This is a genomic window from Pedobacter sp. 22226, assembly GCF_052045455.1.
In the GTDB taxonomy this organism is placed as follows: domain Bacteria; phylum Bacteroidota; class Bacteroidia; order Sphingobacteriales; family Sphingobacteriaceae; genus Pedobacter; species Pedobacter jeongneungensis.
The window spans coordinates 514,431-538,402 of the sequence record NZ_JBQEPB010000003.1 but is presented as its reverse complement, the minus strand read 5'-3'; the positions used below and the strand labels follow the sequence as shown (position 1 = coordinate 538,402).

The window sequence follows — 23,972 nt, the reverse complement described above, 5'->3', positions numbered from 1 at the left end:
ATTATTTCTGTGTTTTAATACCGCCGCCCATTTTGTTGAAATCCCATGAAACCGAGAACATAAAATACCGTTGAATGGTGGTATTACGGGTTTCTCTGATGGTGGTATTGGTTGCCGAACGATCGAACCCAACATTCTGATTTAAAATATCATTTACGGTTACCGCAAATTTTAAATTTTCAGATTTGAAGAATTTTTTACCCAGTGAGGCATTCCAGATAAAGCGCTCAAAACTCTTGTTCAGCACCTGTGTTTTTCCGTTATACTGGTATTCTCCGTCAGTTGAGATTTCGAATTTAACCGGTAACTGCACATTTCCGGAGAAATAGCCGCTTAATCCCCATCCATCACTGTTTGTGCCAATACTTACCCTCGACATGTTATAAGTCGGACCAAAACGGCCATAAAAACTATACTTCTTTTCTACATATTTCGAAATATTTAATCCTCCGCCATAATTATAGTTTTTAGTGTTGTTTAATGTCCTGCCCTGGTTAGTGGTAATGTAGTTATAATTAGAATTTCCATTCGCATCCAGGTTTAAACCAATGTTCATGTCCAGAAGCTTAATTTTCCGGCCAACCTGCCCGTACAGGTAAAAGTTGGTCTGCATTTTATCCGAGAAATTGATATAACTGTAAGTACTCTTACCAGCACCATCGGTATTCACATCGCTAATGATCGGATTTGAGGTAAAACTATAAGAACCGCTTAACCAAATGGATTGATTGGTTAACACTTTATAGGAGTTATAACTTGCATTCACATTGCTTCTGAAGGAAGGCCTTAAATCCTGATTTCCTTTAACCACATTAAAAGGGTCGTTGTTTACCCTAACCGGTTGCAACTGATCAAGCGAAGGCTGATTGGTATTACCATTATAATTAATTCTAAGCGATTTTTGCTGAGAGAAACGATACTGATAAGATGCCTGAGGCATATAATTTACAAAATTCCGGATGTACGTTCTGTTGTGGTAAACATCATCCTGTTTAAAGTTTACACCACTAAATTTAGATCCGAAATTGATTACCGTTTTACCTTTTTTATAGTTGAAAATGGCACCTCCCTGATTAATGGTCTGGTTCAGTTCGAAGTTATTGCTGAATAATGTATCTAAAATATCATACCTGCCGCTACCAGATTGATTGAAGGACCTGCGGTCTGATTTCCCATTCATTAACGTCAAACCATAGTTCACAATTACCGTTAAGGTTTTAGAGAGCGGTTCGGTATAAGCTGTATTTAACTTAAACGAATTGTTTGTGATATCGTTTACCTTAAACTGATTGGTAAGGCTGTCTACGATTGCACCTGTTTCTATAATACGTCGTTTATTTTCAGAGTTCAAATAACCTTCAGTACTGTTTTTATTGATCGACTGATTAAGATTTAAGGATAATGTACGCCCTTTTTTCTTCAGTTTTTTGGTTAACAACACATTCATATTGAAATTCTGATCATCTGCCTCATTGGTGACCGTTCTATCTGATGAATTTAAGAAATACTCGTTTTCTCCGTTTGTAGTTGTTACATAATGATTTGAAGTGTTGCTTTTTTTCAGGGCGCCATCAACACTCACTTTCATGGTTAAGGTGGTATCTATTTTTATTTCGTAAGTCGCATCCAGTTTTTGCCTGAACATGTCGTTATCAAAATCTTCATCTGAAGTGCTAAACTGCGTACCTGATGCTAAATTATTCTGGCTGATGGAATTCCGGCTGCCTTTTACCCTGATCGATCCGATTTTATAATTGGTATTGATCGATTCTTTGTCTTTGTTCCACTTATTATCGAAATGCAAGCCACCCGTTCTGGCCACCGGCAAACCCACCCCGTTATACCTGCCATCGTACGAATCGAAATCATCGCCACCGCCATAGCTAAAATACATTCCGCCATCATCGGTCATCGTTAAACCGCTCGATCCGCTGTATTTATCGCGGTCATCCCAGCCTAAACCTACTGTTCCGTTATTGCCCAGAATACCGTAGGCAGAGAATTTCTTTTTACCCCAGAATTTGTTGAACATCGCCTGTCCCTGATAAAAATCTTTCGTTCCGTAACCACCCTGCACTTTACCGAAATAACCGTTCTTTTTATCTTCTTTTAGTTTGATATTCAGCGTTTTGGTTTTCTCGCCATCATCAATACCGGTAAAACTGGCCTGATCGCTGGCTTTATCATACAGCTGAACCGATTCTACCATATCTGCCCTGAGGTTTTTGGTTACCAAAGTTGGGTCATCGCCGAAAAACTCTTCACCATCTACCAGTACCTTTGGAACAGTTTTGCCCTGGGCGGTAATTTTTCCGTCCTTATCTACCTGAAAGCCTGGAAATTGTTTAATCAGGTCTTCTACTTTCGAGTTTGGCTCAATATTATAAGCTTTGGGATCGAACTCGGTGGTATCGCCTTTAATTTTTATAGCGGTACGGTTTCCTTTAATAATTACATCAGAAAGGATTTTAGCCATTCCGGTAAGATTGATCTTTCCATAATCCTTAACCTGAGTGGTAGAATCTAAGGTAAAATGATCAACAAAATCGGCATATTTTGGATAAGATACCAACAGGATAAACTTTCCGTTTTTAATGCCATTAATTTCGAAAGAGCCGTTTTCGGCTGTTCGGGTAAATTTTACCAGTGTAGAATCTTTTGCATTTAAAATTGCAACGGAAGTTCCGGACAAAAGGGTGGTAGATGCGGTGTCAATCGTTCGGCCTTTAATGGTGTGAAGGCCCTGTGCTTTTGAGTATGAGCTAATCAATACTAAAAAACACAACGAGAGGAATAGACGTGTCATAGATAAGGTTTGGTTTTGTTGCCCGAATATAAAACTAATATATTAGTTGCGTGCAATGCTTTAACCTTTTTTAACAAATTAAATCCTGAGCCTTAATCATTAAGCTTAAAACGTTATATCTTTAATAAAAAAATCAGATGAAATTACCTTCTCTCCAACAGCTCTACAATGGGTTTGTAAATGTAATTAAGCGTTTTCCCTTACAATTTATTTTTGCAGTTGCTGCAACATTGTGCTGGTGCTATTATATCCATATTTCAGATTATCGGGACTACTCAGAACAGAACGAAAATTTAAAAGATCATTTAATAAAGGCCATTGCCATTTTAAATCTGGCGCTCACACTCTTATTGGCCCTCGATTTAATTTCAGAACGGAACCAATACGCATTAAAGAAAAAGTGGTTATTTCGTTTGGGTGGATTACTCATCTGTGTTTTACTTTATTTCAGCCTCGATCCGACCAACTATTCAGCAGATCTTTACCGCATTTTCTTATTTGCTTTTGCCTTCCATTTGCTTGTTGCATTTGCCCCATTTATCGGCCAGGACAATGTAAACGGCTTCTGGCAGTTTAACAAAGCCCTTTTTCTTCGGTTTCTTACTTCTGCACTTTATTCTGCGGTACTATATGCTGGTTTGGCTATTGCCCTGGTTGCCATTAACGGATTGTTTAATGCCGAAATTAAATGGCAAACATATATGACCCTATTTGCCATCATTAGCGCAGGATTTAACACCACATTCTTTTTGGCAGGAATTCCTACCGATTATAAATTACTGGAAGAAGATCATAGTTACCCGAAAGGCTTGAAAATATTTGCCCAGTTTGTACTTATTCCACTGGTGACTATTTATTTAGCAATTTTACTCGTTTATGAACTCAAAATCGCGGTGTTATGGGAATTGCCAAAGGGTTTGGTTTCCAGCTTGATTTTGGGTTACGCTGTTTTTGGAATCCTGTCATTGCTCCTGGTTTTTCCGGTTAAAGAAACTGCAGGTAACAGCTGGATTAAATTATTTTCCAAATTCTTTTATGTCATGATGATCCCCTTAGTGGTGCTTTTATTGCTTGCCGTATGGAAAAGGGTGGGGCATTATGGCATTACAGAAAGCAGGTATATTTTAACTGCACTGGCTTTATGGCTGGCTGGGGTAACCATCTATTTTCTCTTCAGTAAAAAGCAGAATATCAAAGTAATCCCGATAAGCTTGTGCATCATTTCGCTATTGGCTACCTATGGCCCGCAAAGTGCCTTTTCTGTATCAAAATACTCGCAGTTGAGCCGGTTAAAGCGGATCATGGGCAGTAAGAAAAAAGACGATATTAAAGAAAAACCAGCGGTAATCAGATATCTGGTGTACACCCACGGATTAAAAACCCTTCAACCCTTTACCAAAAGAGATCTTAGTAAAATAGAAGAAAAAATAGATGCTACCAATAGCTATCGGTACAGCATGCGCATGAACAAGGTTGATACCGCATTGGCTATTTTTAAAGTTAAAGGTGATTTGGAATATGATCACGGTGTGAGCATTACACTCCAAAATGATGAAAACCAGGTTTTAAATGTTAAGGGTTATGATTACCTGATCGAAATGAACGGATATCAGGAAAAAAAAATAACACGGCTTTACGGTACAGATTTAACAACAAATAAAATCGGTTCAAAACTCCTGCTATTGGTTAATAATCAACCAGCACTTCAGCTTGATTTAAAAGAAGTATTTAAGCAAGCCGTTAATGCCTATAAAAAAGGTGCCTTAAAAACCACTAATAAAAAACAGGAATACCTTTACCCAGCGAAGCTAATGGGTGTTTCTAAAAGTATTAACGGATACCAATATACCATCATCGTTACGTCTTTACAAAGCACTTATTACGAAAACGATAGCAAGGATTATTTTTGGAGTGAGACAAAGAGTTATCTGCTCATTAAAAAGCTTTAAGCCAAATCACTTTTAATAAATGGCCGGTCTTTAACCAAATCGGCTTTTTTGTTTATCGAAGTTTCAAAAAACAAGCAGGTTTTCGTATAGGTTATTTTGGCGTTCGTCTATAAATACAAGCGCATGGTATAATAGCCCAAAATTGGCTGAAACGTTTTTACCAGATCGCAGTCTTAACTACAAAAACACCTAATTATTAGGGATTTAAAATTAAGATTTATAAACATAAAATATTAAGGTCATGAAAAACTCTATCAAAAATTTATTCGCAGCAGTATTAGTAATGGTTACTTTAAGCAGCGCAACAGTTGTAGCAAACGCAACAGAAAACAATGCGAACTACACTGCTATAACCAAAGTTAAAAACATCAGCAAAATTGTGGTATCAGGCAATGTGAAACTGATCCTGGTTCAGGATGCCAAGGAAAGTGTTGAGGTTTACGATCAATATTACACCAAAAATGCTTTGGTACAACAACAGGGAGCAGAATTGAGAATCAGTTCATTTGATAAAAATGCCTTAACGGTTATAGCGCATGTAAATAATTTAACCGATATCGAAGCTTCAAATACTGCAACTGTAAGCACTGCCGGAACTTTCAATCTGTTAAACCTGAACGTGGTTTTAAATGATGAGGCATCGGCAGACATTAAAGCCAATACCGTTAATTTATCAACAAATGTGAAAGATGATGCATCCTTAAAATTAGAAGGCACAACCGATTCTCACCAGGCAGTTTTGGGTATAGCATCTAAAATAAATATGGCCGGTTTTACCGCTCAGGAAACCAGTATCCGATTAACCGGAAAATCACTTTTAGCAAACAACAAATCCCGTTACGATGATATCCGGGTTGATTTATTAGAAAAACTATTCTAACCCTATCATATATTTTACCATAAAGGCGCTGAATTAAGATTTCAGCGCCTTTTTTTGCTTTAAAAGATGGTCCGGATTATAAACCCTGGCCAATATAGATTGCTTCGTCGTTCCTTCTTGCAATGACAATTCTTCTTTACAAATCAAATTTAATGCCCTGCGCCAGTGGCAAAGTATTCGAATAATTGATCGTATTGGTTTGTCTGCGCATGTAGGCTCTCCAGGCGTCCGACCCGCTTTCTCTGCCGCCACCGGTTTCTTTTTCGCCTCCAAAAGCTCCCCCAATTTCGGCACCCGAAGTACCGATATTTACATTGGCAATGCCACAATCAGATCCTTTAGCTGATAAAAACTGTTCGGCTTCTCTTAAATTTAAGGTCATAATTGCTGACGATAAGCCTTGTGGCACACCATTTTGCCGCGCAATGGCCTCTTCTAATGTTTTATATTTAATCAGGTATAAAATTGGTGCAAAAGTTTCGTGCTGAACAATTTTATAATCATTCTGAACCTCGGCGATGCAAGGTTTTACATAACAGCCACTGGCATAAGCATCGCCTGATAAAACACCTCCTTCTACTATGAAATCACCTCCTTCGGCTTTACATTTTTCAATAGAATCTAAATAAGCTGCAACGGCATCGGTATCAATCAGTGGACCAACGTGGTTATTTTGATCTAACGGATCGCCAATGCGCAGTTGCCCGTAAGCTTTAACCAGTTTGGCGGTAAAAGCATCGTACACACTTTCGTGGATAATCAACCTACGGGTTGACGTACAGCGCTGACCGGCCGTACCAACTGCACCAAATACTGCTCCGATTAAACTCATATCCAGATCGGCATGTTCGGAAATAATGATGGCATTATTACCCCCAAGTTCGAGCAAACTTTTACCTAAACGGGCACCAACAGCAGCACCAACCGCTTTCCCCATACGGGTTGATCCGGTTGCAGAAACCAATGGAATACGGCTATCATTTGTCATTAATTCGCCTACAATTCTATCACCTAATACCAGGCTACAAACGCCTTCGGCAACATCGTTAGCTTTAAAAACCTTTGCAATAATATGCTGACAGGCAATAGCTGTTAAAGGTGTTTTTTCTGATGGTTTCCAGATGCAAACATTACCACAAACCAGGGCCAGCGCGGCATTCCAGCTCCAAACTGCAACGGGGAAATTAAAGGCAGAAATTATGCCTACAACCCCAAGCGGATGCCACTGTTCGTACATGCGGTGGCTCGGGCGTTCACTGTGCATGGTTAAACCGTAAAGCTGCCGCGATAAACCTACTGCAAAATCGCAGATATCGATCATTTCCTGTACTTCACCAAATCCTTCCTGCAAACTTTTCCCCATTTCGTACGAAACCAGCGTGCCCAAAGCCTCTTTATTTTCGCGCAGGGCATCACCAAACTGACGTACAATTTCGCCTCTTTTCGGAGCCGGAACAGTACGCCAATCCTTAAATGCAGCTTGTGCTTTTACCACAATGGCATCGTAATCAGTAGCACTTGCAACTCTCGCCGAAGCAATCAGTTTACCGTCAACAGGAGAATAGCTTTCCAACCTTTCTGTGTTCGATGCACCGCCCCAGCTGCTCCCTGTACTATAGGCCGCATTGTCTGCCTGTACGCCCAGTTTATTTAAAATAGATTGAATATCTGTAGTCATATATCTAACGATTTACACAAAAAAACAAAAAATTAAGTTAAAGCAGGTTACATTTGACGCTTTACTTTTACCACAATTCTTAATATCTTGCTTTAAAGATAACTGACTTATAAAATCTTAAAAAATGAATAAAAAATTTATTGCCTGTGGGGTAATATTGGTTTCAGCTTTTATGGCTAATCCACTTTTCGCACAGGAACAACCTGCCGAAAAATCAAATAACCTCAGCGTTTACCGCGTTACCGCAACCAAGGTTAACGATCTGGTACATACCAAACTCGATGTATCTTTTGATTATGCTAAACGATATTTATATGGTAAAGAATGGGTAACTCTAAAGCCTCATTTTTACCCTACAGATTCTTTAACCCTCGATGCGCAGGGCATGGACATTAAAACCGTTGCTTTAGTTGGTGCTAATGGAAATACACCGCTTAAATATGTGTATAATGACAATAAACTATACATCACATTAAATAAAAAGTACACCAATACCGAAAAATATACGGTTTACATTGCTTACACTGCCAAACCTGACGAACTGAAAGTAAAGGGAAGTGCGGCCATAACCGATGCCAAAGGCCTTTATTTTATCAACCCTGATGGTACGGATAAAAATAAACCAACCCAAATCTGGACGCAGGGCGAAACGGAATCATCATCAGCATGGTTTCCTACAATAGATAAACCGGACCAGAAAACCACCGAAGAAATTTCGATGACGGTTAAATCAAAGTACACCACACTTTCTAACGGTAAACTGGTCAGTCAGAAAGCCAACGCCGATGGAACCAGAACCGATACCTGGAAAATGGATCTGCCACACTCACCTTACTTATTCATGATGGCCATTGGCGAGTTTAAGGTGACAAAGGATACTTATAAAGGCAAAGAAGTGAATTATTACCTGGAACCAAAATTTGCGCCTTATGCCAAACAGATATTTGGAAAAACCCCCGATATGATCCAGTTTTACAGCAATATTTTGGGTGTAGATTATCCATGGAACAAATATTCGCAGGTGGTGGCCAGGGATTATGTTTCGGGTGCGATGGAAAATACCACGGCAACCTTACATGGCGAGCAGGTACAAAAAACAGACCGCGAATTATTGGATGGCAATGAAGAAGGAACCATTGCGCACGAGCTTTTTCACCAATGGTTTGGCGACTATGTTACTGCCGAATCGTGGTCTAACTTAACCATGAACGAATCGTTTGCTACTTTTGGAGAGGTAATCTGGCACGGGCACGACGCTGGTCAGGATGCGGAAGATAAATCGCGTTACGAAAAACTGCAATCGTATTTAGGATCGACCAAGAAAGGTGAGAGCCCTGTTTTGGCCCGTTTTTATTATAACGACAAGGAAGATATGTTCGATAATGTGAGTTATGCCAAAGGATCGATCATTTTATATGCCCTTAAAAACCAGATGGGCGATGCAGCTTTTTACAAATCGCTTAACCGCTACTTAACCACCAATGCTTTCAAAAATGGCGAAACACACCAATTGCGTTTGGCCATGGAAGATGTAACCGGTAAAGACTGGAGCCCGTATTTTAACCAGTGGTACTACAATGGCGGTCACCCAATCTTAAGCATCGATTATGGTTACGAAAATGGCAAAGCAACCATTAAGGTGAAACAAACTCAGGATTCGGGCGTGCAAACTTTTACCTTACCGGTTAAAATCGATATCTATGCTGGTGGTAAAAAAATCAGGAAAGAGATCCTGATCAATAGCCGTGAGCAGAATTTTAGTTTTGACGTAAGCGCTAAACCCGATCTGATCGATTTCGACGTGGATAAAATCATTGTGGGCGAAACAAACGATAATAAAACAGCCGAAAATTATTATTTCCAATATAAAAATGCACCAAGTTATGCCAACAGGATCGAAGCTTTACAATTTATTATGCAAAGCAAAGCCAACAGCGGTCAGCAGGTATTGCTTGAAGGACTAAAAGATAAATCGGGAGATTTACGTGCTTTAAGTATTGACGGGATTAACCTGGAAGATGCAAAAATTAAAGCCGCAGCTTTACCAATCCTGCTTCAAATGGCAAAAAGTGATAAAGACACTGAAGTAAGATCGGCTGCGATAGTAAAATTATCAGAAACCGGCGATCAGGCTTATAAAACGTTGATGCAGGAAAGCCTGAAAGACAGATCGTACAAAGTGCTTGCTGCCGGTATTGGTGGTTTGGCTAAACTGGCTCCGCAAGAAAGTATTACGGCTCTATCGGCTTTAGATGCAGATACGAAAGACCACATCGCGCCATCTATTGCATCGTTGTACATCAGCGATCCTAAAGATGAGCATCAGGCATTTTACGAAAACATTATGCTAACCGGCGACCGCAATAAAATTTTTGGCGTAATCGGTCAGTATTTTCAGTATTTAAGGGCAAATACAAACCCTGCAATTACCGAAAAAGGGATAAACAACATCAGCAGTGCAATAGAAAGATTAAAACTGCAATCGTACTTAAACAAGCAGCTGAGTAGCGCTTATGCGGCCACTGCTCAGGCCAAAACAAAACAGGCCGCCGCAACCAGTGGTGAAGCTAAAACAAACCTGAACAAACAGGCCGAACTGTTTAAAAAAGGTGCTGCAGATTTAGAAAAGGAATAATTTTTATTCCTCCACTAGGTCGTCATTGCTAAAAGGCTTTTTCAGCGGACAGCCTGCCCCGATTTCGGGGAAGCAATCTTAAAACGATCGCTATTAGCATGCGCTTTAAGATTGCCTTGTGCCAACCTCCAACAGATCGTCATCTCGAGCGGAGTGCAATGTAGCCGAGAGATCTACCTCAAGATAGATCTCTCTTCCGAATATTAGGGCTGTTTCAGTCGAGATGACGACTTTTTTATGAACCAATCTAGTCTGTAGCGTTTTGTTACGGACATACAATAAAGTATATTTTGGTGTATTAGCGAAACGCTAAGACCAGATTATTGATGCGAAAGGAATATAAAATCTGTGTTGATCTGTGCCTATCCGTGGTTGAAAATTTCATCTACCTTAATAATAAAAAAGCCCCAAAGAATCATCCTTGGGGCTTTGATAAAATGTTTTATTTCTTAACGAGCTGATACATAAGTAAGTGTATCGGTAGCTGCCCTGCTGGCCGGACTTGCGCCCCATTTAAAAGAAATATAAAAAGTTTTAGTAGCCGGATCGTAACGGCTATCGTAAGCCGGATCGTTTACTAAAGTTGCATTTGCTGTACTTTTCATCGTTACCTTATTGGTTGTCGGATTAACATTAATGGTTAAACCATCAATACCACCAGCACCGGCACCAGTTTTCCAAACCTGAGAGAAGTTTAATGCCGTGGCACCGTTACTCGATAAATCCTGACTTAAACCTTTAAAATAGCCCATAAGCCCATCAGTATCACCTTCTCTGAAAATATAACCTTTTAAGCTATATTTTCCATCGTAGCGGTTTCTTACTGCAACCTTTATAACAACTGCCCCAAAATTTTTGCTGATCACTTCTCCCGATGCATCGGTAATTTTTATCGGCAACCCATAACTAAGTGCAGGATCCAGAGCTGTACTCACAAATTTTACCGGAACCTGTACCCTACGGGTATTGGCCGGAATGGTAATGGTTGTAGAAGTGCTGAAAGCATTTGTTGGCACCATGGTTAATGGGGCATCAGTATGTGCAGCATTGTACTTATCAAGTGTGGCAGGATCGATAGATAAAGTTACTTTAATATCTGTAGATTTTGTACTGGATGCTGCATAATTGATATAATAAATGTAATCGCTGGGTGCATCCTGCTGGATAAGCGAAGTTGTTAACGAATTTACACTGCCATCACCAACCGGAGAGCCAACCGGGATTTCTACAACGGGTGTTGTAGCCGAAAAATCGGGTTGTTCGTTTTTGTTTTTTAAACAAGACGAAAGACTTACAATGCATAACATTGCGGCAAGTCCGCTGAATATATTTTTATTTTTCATCGTTTTAACTGATTTATTTAACGTCCCAGAAAATTCTTGAAGTAAACTGGTTAATAGTACCTTCTGCAATTACATTGGCAGAGTTGGTGTTATATTCTCTCTGTGGATATAACATTCTTACCGGGATTTTTTTAGTGGTTACGGTTGAAGCAATAGAAATTGGCATATCTGCCGGAAGCTCCAAGCGCCTGTAATCCGTCCATGGTTCAATTGCATTTGTGCCGTTCATTGCCGCCCATTTCTGTTTAATAATCAATGCAATTTTATCGGCATTCGCATCCCATGTTGCAACAGACTGATCAGCAAGATAAGTTGCTGCATCAGCTGCAGTTAGCCCCAGGTAAACAAAGTTTGCGGTTACAGCAGCTTCATAATCTGCTTGTGCACTGCCAGAAATATAACCCCTTTGTGCAGCTTCTGCCTGAATAAACAAGCTTTCAAAATCGGTAATAATCGGCTGTGGCTGATCGAATGATTTCAACACACCTTTACCGATACTCGAAACCCTCGCAATGGTAAAAGGAGCATCAACGTCCTGTCCCCAAATTAAGCTTTCATAGGTAGTACCCGCACCATCGTTAATGGTATTATATAACCGGCCCAATCTCGGGTCATCATTATCCTGAAGGAAATTAAGACCGTAAGAACTCGCCAACATGTAACCATGCGAAGCAGTTCTGGTACCATCAACACCATAACCATAAACGGCCCAAAACGGATTTTGCTTTCCTGCCGTATTTAAATACCCCGGATTATTGAATATCCCATCTCCGGTTCCGATATATCCAAAACCATTGGCCGTAATTTTGGCAATTTCATCTTTAATGTATTGTTCGCGACCAGGCATTTCTGATTGACGCAAAAGAATCCTCAGTTTTAAGGTGTTGGCAAACTTGCCCCATTTTTGCAGGTTTCCTTTGGCATAAATATCAGCAGCGGCATCTGCAGGAGATACCGTAATGGTTTTGAACAAATTGGCAGCAGTATCAAGCTGTTTCGCTAAATCCTCATAAATGCTTTGCGCTTTATCGTATTTTGGGTTAAGGAAAGTTACAGATTTTGATGCCTGCGTATAAGGTACGTTACCATAAAAATCTACCAGGTACTGAAAATCCCATGCTCTCATTGTTTTGGCAACAGCAACATAGAAATTCTGTCCGGATGCTTTACCCTGTGTTTCCAAATATTGGTAATCATTTAAATTATCGTAAAGATTGGCCCAAAGTGTTGTAGAACCGCTCCAGTTGGTGGTAAAATTATACGAACGTTCTTCATACCATCCCGAAACGCCCCCTGGTGTCATCCAGTAATTCATCCATAGTGCTGCAAAGCTGTAAAAAATAGAACCGCCGGTTGTATAGGCAGCAGTATTATTTAATGCACCGGTTAAAACCAGGGCCGGTTTAACCGTAGTTGCATTGTTCGGATTATCGTTAATATCCAAAAACCCCTTTTTACAGGCACCCAACAGTAATACTGCTGATACTGTAAACACATATATTAATTTCTTTTTCATGTTTTTTTCGTTAATCGTTAAAAGCCAATTGTTGCGGTAAAACCATAAATACGGGTTGGAGGCGTTTGATTAAGGTTATTAACACCCTGCGCATTTCCTGTGCCTACGTTAATTTCCGGATCGGTGTAAATATTATCGCTCGGACGGAACATAAACAAGTTTCTTCCGATGAGCGCTATACTCGCATTTTTAATAAATTTAGCCTTGCTCTGTAACCACTGGCCTGGCACCTGGTAAGCCAAAGAAAGCTCTCTGATTTTCCAGAATGCAGCACTCATTACATAGTTAGAAGCCGTGTTTGTACGGATACCATCCGACCAGAAAGAGCCATTGCCCTGTATAGTTGTGGTATTGGTGTTAGGCACAAATACCCCTGGCGATGTTTCTATAACTGAATTTGGATAAATAAAACGCTCACGTCCGGCCTCTCCTGAAGTGTAACTGATACCGGCAAAATCAAGTGTTCCGGCAAAACTATTGTAAAACACGTTACCGCTGCGGTATTCGGCTACGCCTGATAAGGTAAAGTTTTTAAAGGTGAAACTGGTATTGATACCTAAAACATGACTGGGGTTGGTTTGTCCGAAATCTTTATTGATCGGATTAGAAAGTGGCAGTCCGGTATTGGCATCAACAATAACACGGCCCTGCGGATCTGTTTGATAAGTACTAACCTGTAAAGAAGGGAAACTCTGGCCAACCACAATATAGTTGTTATCGCCAATTCCCAATTGATTTTGGCCTTGATATAATGATAAAACTTTATTGGTGTTATAAGAATAGTTTACACCAACGTTCCACCTAAATCCATTGGCCAAACCAATAACAGGAGCAGCGTTTAAACTGAACTCAATCCCTTTATTCTGTCCCTCACCAGTATTGATAACTGCACTGGTATAACCGGTTGTGCCTGATAAATCGATACCGTTAATAATCTCCTGATCTTTTGTATTCTGAAGGTATGCAGAAGTTTCTAAAGTAATCCGGTTATTCAGGAAACCGATATCAACACCAATCTCTTTCGAAATTGTGTGTTCCGGTTTCAGGTTTGGATCAAATAATTTGTTATCTATCGAATAACCTGCCGTACCACCATAAGGGAAGTTTCCTGCAGGACTAATCGTAGAAATGATGTTGTAAGGATCAACCTGTACCGCATATACTTTAGAAATACCTCCGCGGAGTTTCAAATTGCTGATTACCTTACTCTCTTTTAAAGCTGGTATAGCATCGGTAAGCGTTATGGCAGCATCAATTGCCGGGTAAAAAAATGAACGGTTGCTTGCCGCTAGCCTTGAATCCCAGTCGTTTCGGCCCGATACGTGGATGGTTAAAAAATCGTTATACGTAGCGGTGAAATCACCAAAAACACCCAGTTGTCTGGAGTTTCGCTCCGTTTCCGAACCTACAATCTCGCCAGTACGGTTATTGATATTGAAAAGGTTATCTACCACCAGGTTAGAACCCGATTGCGACATGTACTTATAATTTTTCTGAATCACCTGGGCACCGCCAATTAAAGTAAATTTAAATTGGTTAAACGTTTTAGTGGCTGTTGCAAGAAAATCTCCCGTGTACCTGCTTTCAAATTCATTGTAATCGGTTACTGATGATTTAGTGTATTGCGTTGCAGCTGCTGCCTTTCCTGAGTTGTGAGCAAAATCTGAATAGGTATAGGCATAATTTTTATTTTTTCCCTGCGTATTCTTGCTGCTGAAACCACCCCTGGCCAATAAGCTCAGCCAATCAACCGGCTTATAAGTAAAAGAAATATTACCCAGCAAATCGTCTCTTCTCTCATTATTACGGTTTTGTTGTAAACCAAAATACGGATTGTTGTAATAATCGTTATAATAATCGTTCGGGTTGCCATATTTAGAGGTTACATCACTATACTCTGTTAATGGTACGTTACCCGGCGTATTAATTACATTATTATACACCTGGTTGTTACTTTTATCATAATTTCTTTGTGTGTAGTTGAACGAGTAATCGGCTAAAAATTTATTCAGCTTACGGGTTCCGTTAATGCGGATTGCCGTTCTGTTCGATTTATCGCCAGGAACATAACCCTTACTGTTTACGCGCTGTAAATTGATATACGTGGTTCCGCTTTCATTTCCGCCAGAATAGGTAAGGTCGTTCTGCTCATCAATACCGGTTTCGAAGAAATTTTCTTTCTCACCATCTTTATAGGAATAAGGAACCATCTGGTAGGTACCATCTTCTAATACCCGGCCCAGTGGCCTGAGGCTTCCATCAAAGCGATCGCCGAAAGTCTGGTTTTCGAAAGGCGTGTACAAACCAAATCCAAAATCATCCTGATTTGTTCCCCCTCCAAACTCCGTTTGCAGCTTTGGAAAGTAGCTTAAACGATTTAGTAAAGTGGAATTAGTATAGGTAATGCCTCCTCCGTCAGAAGATCCCCTCTTGGTGCTCACAATAATTACACCGTTCGAAGCATCAGAACCATAAAGCGCCGCAGCATTTGCACCTTTTAAAATGTTTACATTGTCAATATCGTTCGGGTTAATCGAATTTAACTGACTCAAAGGCACAATAATACCATCCAATACCAAAAGGGCCTGGTTGTTCCCTGTAAATGAGCGGTTACCACGCAATACAACCCTTACCTGATCGCCGGCATCAATCTGGTTGTTTGCCTGGTTAATCTGTAAACCGGCAACCTTTCCTGATAAACCGGTGGCAAGGTTGGTTGGCCTGCTTGCGGTTAATGCTTTACCGGTTACCTGCTGCGTTGCATAACCGATTTCTTTTGGCTTACGTTTAATACCCAATGCGGTAGAAATGGTAACCTCACTTAAAGTTTTTGAATCGGGCTCTAAACTAACAACGAGGTTAGATTGTGTACCAACTGTAATTTCTTTAGGCAAAGACCCAAGGTAGGCGAACTGGAGAACATCATTCGGACTAACGTTGATGGTAAATTTACCATCGGAGCCTGTTGTGGTGGCTTTTTTTGTATCCTTTACACGGATAGTTACCCCTGGAAGCGGAAGGCCATCATTAGATGCAACTACTTTACCAGTAATATTTTTACTTTGAGCATTGGTTTCTATAATGCCGCAAAATAAAAACATGAATAAACACAGTACGAGTTTTTTCATAGTTTTTAGAAGTTAGTTTAAGTTAATAATCCCCGAATTACAGTTATTTTTATCAATAAATCAAAAAAAACATCATTTATATTAAAAATAGTATAAATTGCATTTGAAATATAGCTAAATTGTTTTAGTAATTCTTAATAATTACAATTTCAAACTAAAAAAACAGTAGATTTTTGATAAAAAATAAATGAAAAACAGAAATCCTGATACGTTATTAATTTTAAAGCCTTAATTGCGCAATAAAGCTTTCTATTTTCTAAATTTTAACTAAAAAAAACAATATGAAAAACCTCATTTTCCTTTTTTTTCTAACCACTCAGGCAATTTTTGCTTTTGCACAAAATGTAACAGTTGGTCCAAGCGCCAAGCCGCTGTTAAAGTCAGTAACAAAAAATCCAACAGAAGGCAGTCCATACTTTAACAACAGGTATGCTAACGGCAAAATAAAAACCGTGAGCCAGAAGGAATTTAATGTAAAAGATTTACGCTATAATTTAGAAACGCAGCAACTAGAATATACTGAGAATAATAATATTTATGCCATTCAGGATTCGGTTCAGTCATTCACCCTGGTCGATTCGCTTGGCAAATCTCATACATTTACTAAATCAGGTGCTGATCATACCAACAATTTCTACGAAACAGTGGCCGATGGAAGCGTTGCGCTGCTTAAACAATACTCAGTGAAAAAAGAGGCAACAGAAGATTGGTACACCAAAAAAAAGGCTAATAAAATGGTTCAGCAAAGCAATTATTTTACCAATAAAGGTGGAGTGGTTCAGAAATTTACGCCATCAGCAAAAAATATTACAACCGTTTTAGGCGATAAAAAAGACGAAATATCCACTTTTATCAAAAATGAACAGCTTGATCTGAAACAAGAGGAGGATTTGATTAAAGTATTCAACTTTTACAATAAATCAAATTAAGTGAAAAAAGGAAATAAATTAATTGCAGTTATCCTTTCTCCGCGTATCAATAATGTAAACAATCTGCCAGCCTTTATCTCCCTTTACCAACTGAAAGGAATTAACCCCGCAATGGCTAAATTTTTCACCTACATAAAATTTATAATCTGTCCATACTGCAGCCAGTGGCCCATCAATTAATATTTTGCTGAATACAATACGCTCATCATACACTTCTTTGTGCGGCGTGCCGGTCAGTTTAACAAAATCATCGACCGATTCTGTCCTAACACTTACTTTTCCATCCTTGCTTACAATGGTTTGCATCACCGCGCCGGTTGCAAAGGCCGATCTGGTTAAAGTGCTGTCGCCTGTTTTCATACCGGCAAACAAATGGTTTATAGCTTCCTTAACGGCGCTTTCTTCGTTATTTTGTGCCAGAACATGTGTAGTAAAACCCAATAAAAACAGGGCAAAAGTGATCAATCCTTTCATGACTTCTTAATTACGTATATCCCATAAATTTATAGTATTTTTGTAAAAGAAGGGAAAAGGAACCGCGATGTTGCAAAAAATCTGTCGATTATCCACACATCTTAACCACAGTTAATACACTTTATATTCAGCCATTTACGCTGTTTAAGCTTATTGATGTTAATAATTATTTTAAAAACGGATTATTTAAATTGGTAAACTTATAATGTGTTTTTCTGCTAATTGGCACGGTTCTTTAATAGTATAATATATGGAAGAAGAATTCTTTTTTGAATCCAACGAAGACGCACAACGCTCGGTAGAACGTTACGAAGAAATGCTCCGCAATCAGGACCAGTATTTTTTCGATGCAGGCGCTTTTGAATACATTGTAGATTTTTACATCGAGAAAAATGATCCGGTCAAAGCTTTGCAGGTAGTTGATTTTGCAATCAGTCAGCACCCTTATGCAACTGTTTTTTTAATTAAACAGGCTCATCTTTACATTTTAACCAACAACCACGAACAGGCTTTTATTGCTTTACAAAAGGCTGAACTTTTAGAACCGTCAGAACCGGATATTTACCTGCTTCGCGGTAATATTTTTCAGAACACCGAACGATATGACGAGGCTTTGGAAAATTATGAAAAAGCTTTAGGCCTGGCCGAAAGTACTGATGAAATTTTATTGCAGATGGCTTATGTATATCAAAGCATGGGCGATTATGAAAGTGCCATTACCTATATTAAACTCAGTTTAGAGCAGAATATGGAAAACCAGGATGGTTTATACGAACTGGCTTTTTGCTACGATGTTTTAGACAAGCAGGAAGAAAGCATTAAGTTTTACCAGCAATATATCGATACCGACCCCTATTCGTATGCGGCATGGTATAACCTGGGCAATAGTTTCCACAAACTGAATCTTTTCGAAAAAGCAATTGATGCTTACGATTATGCCATTTTAATTAAAGAAGATTTCAGTTCGGCTTATTTCAATAAAGGGAATGCTTTGGTGCAGCTGGATAAATACGATGAGGCCATTGAAGTTTATAAACAGACTTTCGAATATGAACCACCTAATGCCGATACCTATTGTGCCATTGGGGAGTGTTACGAAAAGCTGGAAAAAATGGACGAAGCCCGTTCTTATTATAAAAAATCGGTAAAAATGGACCCCAAAATGGCTGATGCCTGGTTTGGGATCGGGGTTACGCTGAATTTTGAAGAACGTTATTTCGAATCCTTACATTTTTATAAAAAAGCAATTGATTTAGAGGCTGAAAATCCTGATTTCTGGTTTGCCATGGCCGATGCTTATTATAAATTAGGCCAGATTGATGAATCGATTGAAGCCTACGAAAAAGTACTGGAGTTTAATCCAATGGACATTGAGGCCTGGCTGGATTTTAGTACCGTGCTTTATGAGCAGGGAAAACTGCTTGAGGCATCAGAAACAATGGCCGAGGCAATCAAAAATAACCCTGAGGCTGCCGAGCTTTACTACCGCATGGTGGCCTATCTTTTTGCCATGGGCAATTATAGCGATGCGCTGGGATACCTGGAAACAGCTTTAACAACCGACCCTGACAAACATTATATTTTGTTTGAATATTTACCGCAATTGCAGGATAATAGTGCCATTTTGAACGTTATAAACAGATATATAAGGTAATGACCTTGTGAGAAAAATTTAACAAATAAATCTCAAAATTTTTTTCACTTTTGTACGCATATGAATTATCCATTATTAAACGTTCCCGAACGTCCAGCTAAACCACGCCAAAAAGGCTTAACAATGGTTATGGATAAGGGATTGAGCCTACGCCAGGTAGAAGATTTTATTGAAGTTGCCGGTGTACATACAGATATCGTAAAATTGGGCTGGGCTACCTCACACGTAACACCAAACCTTAAAGAAAAATTAGCTTTATATAAAAGTGCCGGCATCCCAACCTATTTCGGAGGAACCTTATTTGAAGCCTTTATCATCCGCAACCAGTTTGCAGATTATCAGCGCGTTTTAGACCAGTACGGAATGGAATATGCAGAAGTTTCTGATGGATCTATCGAAATTGAGCATGATAAAAAATGTGAATTTATCCGTGAACTTTCTAAACAGGTAACGGTAATTTCTGAAGTGGGCAGTAAAGATGCGGCTAAAATATTTGCACCATACAAGTGGATTAAATTAATGCAGGCCGAAATCGAAGCCGGCTCGTGGAAAGTTATTGCTGAAGCCCGCGAAGGTGGTAACGTAGGTATTTACCGTGGAAGCGGCGAGGTACGCGAAGGCTTGGTTGATGAGATTTTAACCCAAATCCCCGAAGAAACCATTATTTGGGAAGCCCCGCAAAAAGAACAACAGGTTTGGTTTATTAAATTAATCGGCAGTAATGTAAACCTTGGTAATATTGCTCCAGCCGAAGTAATTCCTTTAGAAACCATCCGTTTGGGTTTGCGCGGAGATACTTTCGATTATTTCCTTAACCAGGTAAAATAAAGACAAAAATTGTTATTGCGAGGCAATATTATTAAGTTAAGATTTTTTAACCACAGATGCACACAGATAAACACGGATTTTATATCTGTGTGCATCCTCTTTATCTGTGGTTAAATTATTTTTACCTGTGCCGCCAATGGCTTACTTAATAACATTGCACAGCAGGGCATATTTAAATAAACCTGTAAGGTTTTGCTTATTTACATCAATATGAAAACATACGGCTTAATCGGATATCCTTTATCACATTCTTTCTCTAAAAAATATTTTACCGAAAAGTTTTTAAATGAAGGCATCGCCGGTCATCAATACGAGCTTTTCCCCATTGAAGATATCAAATCGCTGCCCGATCTTTTAAGCGAAAACCCATCACTTTGTGGCTTAAACGTAACCATACCGCATAAGGTAAATGTGCTTTGCTACTTAAACGAAGTAGATGAGGCTGCAGAAAAAATTGGTGCGGTAAACTGCATTTCTATTAAAAGTTTTGAAGGCGAAAATTATTTAAAAGGTTACAATACCGACGCCTATGGTTTTGAAGCATCACTAACCCCCTTGTTAGGGCCACAACATACCAAAGCATTGGTTTTTGGTGATGGGGGAGCAGCCAAAGCGGTAAAATACGTTTTAGAAAAACTGAATATCGGATACCAGGTGGTGGTACGCAAAGCGGTTGATGGTGCTATTTTATATGCAGAGGTTACACCTGAAATTTTGGCTTCGCACAAATTATTGATCAACACCACGCCGTTGGGAATGTCGCCAAATATTGATACCTTTCCTGAAATTGATTATTCGCAGCTCGGGCCTGAACACCTGGCTTATGATCTGGTTTACAATCCGTTAGAAACTACATTTCTGGCCAAAGCAGCAGCACAGGGCGCAGCGATCAAAAATGGCCTGGAAATGTTATACAAACAGGCCGAAAAAGCCTGGGCAATATGGAATAAATAGTTTAACTGATCGTTATTGCAGGGAGGAACGACAGCCAGTCCCGAATTTGGGGTAAGCAATCTTTGATTGAATGTTATGAAATTAAAACAACTGATTTTTTTACCCTTTGTATTGCTTTTATTTATAACGGCCTGCCAAAACCACGATTACAGCCCTAAACCTAAAGCTTATTTCAGGATTGTTTTCCCTGAAAAAAAATATACCAATTTTACCGAGCCCGTTCCCTTTAGCTTTGAATATCCAACTTACGCAACAGTAGAGCAGGATCAGAGCCGCGACGCCAGAAAGAACTGGTATAACCTTCATTTTAAACAGTTTAACGGCTTTTTGCACTTAACCTATTACGATGTATCAGGCAAGGGCGAATACGATGAAATGGTGGAAGATGCCCGCAAACTTGCTTTTAAACATACCATAAAGGCAAGTGCCATCGATCAAAAAATAATTAATTATCCCAGCCGCAAGGTATATGGCATTTATTATGCTATTGAGGGTAATACCGCATCATCCGTACAGTTTTTTTTAACCGATAGTGCCAAACATTATTTTAGGGGTGCACTGTATTTTAACGAGCGACCACAATACGATTCGATAGCACCCGTTGTTAACTTTATTAAAAAAGATATCGACACCTTAATTGCCACCTTTAAGTGGAAAAATTAACTTCACCTGATGGCTACCAGATCTTTCTAAAAATATATGATTACAGTAAAAACCTTCACCTTTAACGCTTACAGCGAAAATACCTATCTGCTTTACGATGAAACCAAAGAATGTGTCATTATCGACCCTGGCATGTACGAAGGTTATGAGCAAAATGAACTGACGGCATTTATTAACCAGGAAAACCTTAAACCTGTATTGTTATTAAACACGCACTGCCACCTCGACCATGTTTTTGGCAATAAGTTCGTTTTTGATACTTACGGTTTAAAACCACAGTTTCATCAAGGCGAATTACCGATTTTAAATGCAATTCCCGGTTATGCTCCTTCAATGGGCTTTACCCGATACGAGGTTTCGCCGCAGCCAGACACTTTTTTGCCTGAAACCGGAACCATATCTTTTGGCAACAGCACTTTAAGCTTAATTTTTGCACCCGGCCACTCACCTGCACATTTATGCTTTTACAGCGCTGCCGATCATATTTTAATGGGAGGCGATGTCCTTTTTTATGGCAGTATTGGCCGTACTGATCTTCCGGGCGGCAACCATCATCAATTAATTCAAAACATTTCGGATAAACTTTTTGTATTACCTGATGAAACCAAAGTGTACCCTGGCCACGGACCAGCTACCACCATCGGTTTCGAAAAACAACATAACCCGTTTTTTTAAGGTATGATGGATAATGAAGATGGTAAATGTAAGATGTTAAATGGATAATGGAATATTGATCTTTCATTTTACATCTGCTATATTAAGTGTCCATCATACCTCTTCCATCTTACATAGTACATTTTACCTATCTTTACCGCTGTGAATACATCGTTTTATATTGCCAAAAGATATCTTTTTGCTAAAAAATCTACCAATGCCATTAACCTGATATCGGGCATATCTATGGTGGGCGTAATGGTGGGCAGTGCAGCATTAATTATCATCCTTTCGGTATTTAACGGTTTAGAAACGGTGGTTTTGAACATGTTCGATACCATTACCCCGCAAATTGCCATTACACCAGCTAAAGGCAAAACTTTCGATCCGAACACCCCTTACTTTAACCAGCTCAGAAAAAACAAAGCTATTGCCGCTTTTACAGAGGTACTGCAAGAAAACGCCTTGTTAAAGTACAACAATAAACAGGCTGTTGGAATGGTTAAAGGGGTAAGTGCCGATTATTTAAAAAACACCAAATTAGACAGCACTATAAAAGAGGGCCATTTTATCCTTCATAACAAAAGCGGCAATAACGCCGTAATTGGTTCGGCGCTACAAAGTTACCTGGCCGTAAATACGGTAGATCCTTTTACCGAACTGGAAATTTATTCGCCTAAAAAAGATATCGTGCCAAACAGCTTAAATCCTGCTGATGATTTTGTAGTAAAAAGCATCCGGGTTAGTGGCGTTTTTGAAGTACAGCAGGATTTTGATAATGGAATTATTGTCCCCCTTGATTTTGCCCGGGCATTGCTCGGTGAAGAAAAAAATGTGTCTGCAATTGAGATCAATTTACAACCAGGTACGGATGTTGATGCCTTTCAAAAAGAGGTAATTGAAAAAGCCGGACAAGATTATGAGGTAAAGAACCAGGCCGAGCAGAATAAATCACTTTACCACATTTTAAATACCGAAAAATGGGCAGTTTATATCATTCTCACTTTTATCCTGATAATTGCTATATTTAACATCATAGGGTCGTTAACCATGTTAGTAATCGATAAAGTGAAGGATGTTGCCATTCTGAGCAGTTTAGGTGCCGGTAAAAAATTAATCAAACGTATATTCTTATTTGAGGGCATGATGATTACCATGTCGGGCTGCGTATTGGGTTTAATTATTGGCCTCATTTTTTACTATTTTCAGCACACTTACGGCCTGATCAAAATGGGCGAAGAAAATAAAACCCTGGTAAGTTCTTACCCTATAGGCTTAAAATGGAAAGATTTCATTTTAGTTTTCTTTACCGTAGGAATCTTCTCATTTTTGGCATCGGCTTTGTCCTCCAATTTAAGTGTTAAAAAGATCGATCAAATTAATCAATCCATATAAAATGAAGTTAGTTAAACAAGCAATTGTATTCGTTGTGCTCCTTGGCGTGGCCATTACAGCTTGTAATAGAAACGATAAAGCCGAGGGAGAAAAAAGTAACCTTAAAATTGTTAAAGGTTTATATAGCTTTGGACCAGAAATGAAATCTTTTACCCTTTGCGAAGATACCCGCGATTATTGGGTTACCGACAGCGTAAAAAATTTAGAGCTGGCTTATAGCAATTTAGGTTTCGAAAAGCCCTACGAGCCGGTATATGTAGAGTTAGAAGGTTATTTTAAAAAAACCGATACCGCTACTGTTTCTGCCGATTTCGATTCTACCCTGGTGGTTACTAAAGTAATTAAAATCAGCAAAGAAATTCCTGACGGGCCTTGCGCGCAGTAATTCGCAAAAAGCCCTCCATTCCCTTGGTTCGTGTCCTCACGAACCAATTTTACTGATCCAATTCCAATTGTTTTTTGCAGCGCAGTTGCATTGCTAATCGG

Annotated in this window: 17 protein-coding genes; 11 read left to right on the top strand and 6 right to left on the bottom strand. The window is 39.3% G+C overall.

The window, feature by feature from the left end; translation table 11 throughout:
- Position 1 precedes the first annotated feature (1 nt).
- Positions 2-2,806, bottom strand: coding sequence for an outer membrane beta-barrel protein (locus tag ACTJKC_RS09230; protein WP_440791302.1), 2,805 nt, complete (start codon positions 2,804-2,806; stop codon positions 2-4).
- A 137-nt stretch (positions 2,807-2,943) separates the two neighbouring features.
- Between ACTJKC_RS09230 and ACTJKC_RS09225 the strand changes: the two genes are divergently transcribed.
- Both ACTJKC_RS09225 and ACTJKC_RS09220 read left to right on the top strand, forming a co-directional pair.
- Positions 2,944-4,755, top strand: coding sequence for a DUF4153 domain-containing protein (locus ACTJKC_RS09225; protein ID WP_440791300.1), 1,812 nt, complete (start codon positions 2,944-2,946; stop codon positions 4,753-4,755).
- Positions 4,756-4,996: 241 nt separating this feature from the next.
- Positions 4,997-5,635 (top strand): GIN domain-containing protein, encoded by a 639-nt coding sequence (locus ACTJKC_RS09220; protein ID WP_440791298.1) that lies wholly within the window; start codon positions 4,997-4,999, stop codon positions 5,633-5,635.
- A gap of 136 nt (positions 5,636-5,771) precedes the next feature.
- On the opposite strand, the gene amaB is transcribed toward ACTJKC_RS09220, so the two are convergent.
- Positions 5,772-7,313, bottom strand: coding sequence for an L-piperidine-6-carboxylate dehydrogenase (gene amaB, locus ACTJKC_RS09215; protein ID WP_440791297.1), 1,542 nt, complete (start codon positions 7,311-7,313; stop codon positions 5,772-5,774).
- A gap of 124 nt (positions 7,314-7,437) precedes the next feature.
- Here amaB and ACTJKC_RS09210 point away from each other — a divergent pair, with 124 nt between their 5' ends.
- Positions 7,438-9,948 (top strand): M1 family aminopeptidase, encoded by a 2,511-nt coding sequence (locus ACTJKC_RS09210; RefSeq protein WP_440791295.1) that lies wholly within the window; start codon positions 7,438-7,440, stop codon positions 9,946-9,948.
- Positions 9,949-10,397: 449 nt separating this feature from the next.
- Here the strand turns inward: ACTJKC_RS09210 and ACTJKC_RS09205 are convergent, their stop codons facing one another.
- The 3 genes from ACTJKC_RS09205 to ACTJKC_RS09195 are packed head-to-tail and all read right to left on the bottom strand — an operon-like array spanning position 10,398 to position 15,935.
- Positions 10,398-11,291 (bottom strand): DUF1735 domain-containing protein, encoded by an 894-nt coding sequence (locus ACTJKC_RS09205; RefSeq protein ID WP_440791293.1) that lies wholly within the window; start codon positions 11,289-11,291, stop codon positions 10,398-10,400.
- Between the two features lie 13 nt (positions 11,292-11,304).
- The gene (locus ACTJKC_RS09200; RefSeq protein ID WP_344851555.1) at positions 11,305-12,807 is read right to left on the bottom strand and encodes a SusD/RagB family nutrient-binding outer membrane lipoprotein; all 1,503 of its coding nucleotides are present in this window, start codon (positions 12,805-12,807) and stop codon (positions 11,305-11,307) included.
- 17 nt (positions 12,808-12,824) lie between these two features.
- Positions 12,825-15,935, bottom strand: coding sequence for a SusC/RagA family TonB-linked outer membrane protein (locus ACTJKC_RS09195; RefSeq protein WP_440791291.1), 3,111 nt, complete (start codon positions 15,933-15,935; stop codon positions 12,825-12,827).
- Between the two features lie 281 nt (positions 15,936-16,216).
- On the opposite strand from ACTJKC_RS09195, the gene ACTJKC_RS09190 reads away from it, so the two are divergent.
- Entirely contained in the window at positions 16,217-16,864 is a 648-nt protein-coding gene (locus ACTJKC_RS09190; RefSeq protein ID WP_440791289.1) for a hypothetical protein, read from the top strand.
- A gap of 18 nt (positions 16,865-16,882) precedes the next feature.
- Here the strand turns inward: ACTJKC_RS09190 and ACTJKC_RS09185 are convergent, their stop codons facing one another.
- The gene (locus ACTJKC_RS09185) at positions 16,883-17,338 is read right to left on the bottom strand and encodes a nuclear transport factor 2 family protein (RefSeq protein ID WP_440791287.1); all 456 of its coding nucleotides are present in this window, start codon (positions 17,336-17,338) and stop codon (positions 16,883-16,885) included.
- Positions 17,339-17,588: 250 nt separating this feature from the next.
- Here ACTJKC_RS09185 and ACTJKC_RS09180 point away from each other — a divergent pair, with 250 nt between their 5' ends.
- The 7 genes from ACTJKC_RS09180 (at position 17,589) to ACTJKC_RS09150 (ending at position 23,871) form a co-directional block, all read left to right on the top strand.
- Positions 17,589-18,992 carry a tetratricopeptide repeat protein gene (locus tag ACTJKC_RS09180; protein ID WP_344851551.1) on the top strand — a complete coding sequence of 468 codons (1,404 nt, stop codon included), beginning with the start codon at positions 17,589-17,591 and terminating at the stop codon, positions 18,990-18,992.
- Between the two features lie 60 nt (positions 18,993-19,052).
- Positions 19,053-19,820 carry a phosphosulfolactate synthase gene (locus ACTJKC_RS09175; protein ID WP_344851550.1) on the top strand — a complete coding sequence of 256 codons (768 nt, stop codon included), beginning with the start codon at positions 19,053-19,055 and terminating at the stop codon, positions 19,818-19,820.
- A 210-nt stretch (positions 19,821-20,030) separates the two neighbouring features.
- Positions 20,031-20,774 carry a shikimate dehydrogenase family protein gene (locus ACTJKC_RS09170; protein ID WP_440791284.1) on the top strand — a complete coding sequence of 248 codons (744 nt, stop codon included), beginning with the start codon at positions 20,031-20,033 and terminating at the stop codon, positions 20,772-20,774.
- Between the two features lie 75 nt (positions 20,775-20,849).
- Positions 20,850-21,437: a gliding motility lipoprotein GldD gene (locus ACTJKC_RS09165; protein ID WP_440791282.1), complete on the top strand. Its 588-nt coding sequence runs from the start codon at positions 20,850-20,852 to the stop codon at positions 21,435-21,437.
- A 36-nt stretch (positions 21,438-21,473) separates the two neighbouring features.
- Positions 21,474-22,112: an MBL fold metallo-hydrolase gene (locus ACTJKC_RS09160; RefSeq protein ID WP_440791280.1), complete on the top strand. Its 639-nt coding sequence runs from the start codon at positions 21,474-21,476 to the stop codon at positions 22,110-22,112.
- Between the two features lie 141 nt (positions 22,113-22,253).
- Positions 22,254-23,486 (top strand): ABC transporter permease, encoded by a 1,233-nt coding sequence (locus ACTJKC_RS09155; protein WP_440791278.1) that lies wholly within the window; start codon positions 22,254-22,256, stop codon positions 23,484-23,486.
- Between the two features lies 1 nt (position 23,487).
- The gene (locus tag ACTJKC_RS09150; protein ID WP_344851545.1) at positions 23,488-23,871 is read left to right on the top strand and encodes a hypothetical protein; all 384 of its coding nucleotides are present in this window, start codon (positions 23,488-23,490) and stop codon (positions 23,869-23,871) included.
- The last annotated feature ends 101 nt before the right edge of the window (positions 23,872-23,972 follow it).

Excerpts from the sequence above, each read along its gene's own strand:
- ACTJKC_RS09230 (WP_440791302.1), bottom strand. The coding sequence starts at position 2,806 with ATGACACGTCTATTCCTCTCGTTGTGTTTTTTAGTATTGATTAGCTCA.
- ACTJKC_RS09225 (WP_440791300.1), top strand. The coding sequence starts at position 2,944 with ATGAAATTACCTTCTCTCCAACAGCTCTACAATGGGTTTGTAAATGTA.
- ACTJKC_RS09220 (WP_440791298.1), top strand. The coding sequence starts at position 4,997 with ATGAAAAACTCTATCAAAAATTTATTCGCAGCAGTATTAGTAATGGTT.
- amaB (WP_440791297.1), bottom strand. The coding sequence starts at position 7,313 with ATGACTACAGATATTCAATCTATTTTAAATAAACTGGGCGTACAGGCA.
- ACTJKC_RS09210 (WP_440791295.1), top strand. The coding sequence starts at position 7,438 with ATGAATAAAAAATTTATTGCCTGTGGGGTAATATTGGTTTCAGCTTTT.
- ACTJKC_RS09205 (WP_440791293.1), bottom strand. The coding sequence starts at position 11,291 with ATGAAAAATAAAAATATATTCAGCGGACTTGCCGCAATGTTATGCATT.
- ACTJKC_RS09200 (WP_344851555.1), bottom strand. The coding sequence starts at position 12,807 with ATGAAAAAGAAATTAATATATGTGTTTACAGTATCAGCAGTATTACTG.
- ACTJKC_RS09195 (WP_440791291.1), bottom strand. The coding sequence starts at position 15,935 with ATGAAAAAACTCGTACTGTGTTTATTCATGTTTTTATTTTGCGGCATT.
- ACTJKC_RS09190 (WP_440791289.1), top strand. The coding sequence starts at position 16,217 with ATGAAAAACCTCATTTTCCTTTTTTTTCTAACCACTCAGGCAATTTTT.
- ACTJKC_RS09185 (WP_440791287.1), bottom strand. The coding sequence starts at position 17,338 with ATGAAAGGATTGATCACTTTTGCCCTGTTTTTATTGGGTTTTACTACA.
- ACTJKC_RS09180 (WP_344851551.1), top strand. The coding sequence starts at position 17,589 with ATGGAAGAAGAATTCTTTTTTGAATCCAACGAAGACGCACAACGCTCG.
- ACTJKC_RS09175 (WP_344851550.1), top strand. The coding sequence starts at position 19,053 with ATGAATTATCCATTATTAAACGTTCCCGAACGTCCAGCTAAACCACGC.
- ACTJKC_RS09170 (WP_440791284.1), top strand. The coding sequence starts at position 20,031 with ATGAAAACATACGGCTTAATCGGATATCCTTTATCACATTCTTTCTCT.
- ACTJKC_RS09165 (WP_440791282.1), top strand. The coding sequence starts at position 20,850 with ATGAAATTAAAACAACTGATTTTTTTACCCTTTGTATTGCTTTTATTT.
- ACTJKC_RS09160 (WP_440791280.1), top strand. The coding sequence starts at position 21,474 with ATGATTACAGTAAAAACCTTCACCTTTAACGCTTACAGCGAAAATACC.
- ACTJKC_RS09150 (WP_344851545.1), top strand. The coding sequence starts at position 23,488 with ATGAAGTTAGTTAAACAAGCAATTGTATTCGTTGTGCTCCTTGGCGTG.